The sequence below is a fragment of the Endozoicomonas sp. ONNA2 genome, assembly GCF_024606365.1.
Taxonomy (GTDB): Bacteria; Pseudomonadota; Gammaproteobacteria; order Pseudomonadales; family Endozoicomonadaceae; genus Endozoicomonas.
Map to the genome: position 1 here is coordinate 1 of NZ_JAHHPO010001022.1, position 1084 is coordinate 1084.

1 protein-coding gene is annotated in these 1084 nt (G+C 51.5%); it reads right to left on the minus strand.

Annotation, left to right across the window (positions count from 1 at the left end; genetic code table 11):
* A partial coding sequence (locus KDK14_RS18195; protein ID WP_257266616.1) for a hypothetical protein occupies positions 1-950 on the minus strand: 950 nt, incomplete at its 3' end.
* Positions 951-1084: the final 134 nt, after the last annotated feature.

The window sequence follows — 1084 nt, forward strand, 5'->3', positions numbered from 1 at the left end:
GCTTGAATGCCTGCTTCCATTACAACGGCTTGACGAGAATCATTGATACCCCTGCCAGCTTGATCAGCTGTAGCCCTGACACCAGGCAAAACACCGGTTGGACCGGGCCCTGCTACAAAACCACCTTTAATATGTTTCCGGCCACCGGATAAGTGATGAAAATTACTGGAGCTACCTGCAGGACCAACAGGAGACTCGACATCAAGCTGACGCCCTGTATTGGCCTTATCTGATAATTTTGAATCAAGCAGTTGGCATTTTCGCAGAATTTCTTCAAGTGAATCTCTACCGCCATGGCAGGCGGCATCAATCTGCTCAGCTGTCAGTGGAATAGCACCAATACCTCGCCTTATCATGTCCTTTGCATGGGTATCCATGTTGGGAAAATATTTTTCAAGATGGCGAATTATTGATGATATCTGCGCCTCAGTGATCCGGACAAGCCCGGGTAAATAAGCCAGCGCTGACGGATCCATCCGTTGCTTCTTGATATCGCTTCTCAGAGACCTCGCTCCGCCTTGCACCGGGGCTTTCGGATTCAGGCCTGCGGTAACAGCGCCAGCAATATTCGCCCCAGAACGGATTGGCCAGAAGCGTTCAATCGGTGGAATTATCCCTGTTTCCTGCCCTATCGGTGGCTGCGAACGGGCAGTGGATGGGCCTGTGGCAACATCATGAAGCAATACTGCCGAATTCCGGAAAAAGTTTGCTCTGTTGGGAACTCCCCCTTTTATGTCCCGCACAAGAGAAGCGGTCAGATCTCCATCCTTAACGCCCAGGTAGGGATCTGCATCCGCTGTCGGTGGGCGCGAACTCTCTCTGTTAGCTGATTCTGTTTTGTCGCTCTGGTTGGGCAGTGGTGCTGACAGATCTGCCCGGGTGACCCGCATTTTTCTGTGGGTTTCAGTCCCGACAGGCTCGGGAGATTTAATATTCAGGGGTGTCGTCACTAGTTGATGTGGATGCCCGGGTTGTACCGGTCTGAATAGACACTGCTCTGTATTATGGGTTTGAGCATACCCAGAAAAAGATTTGTGAATAGGCCTACTGCCAGTGGCCAACTCAGGCACCCTTGCCCTTGAGT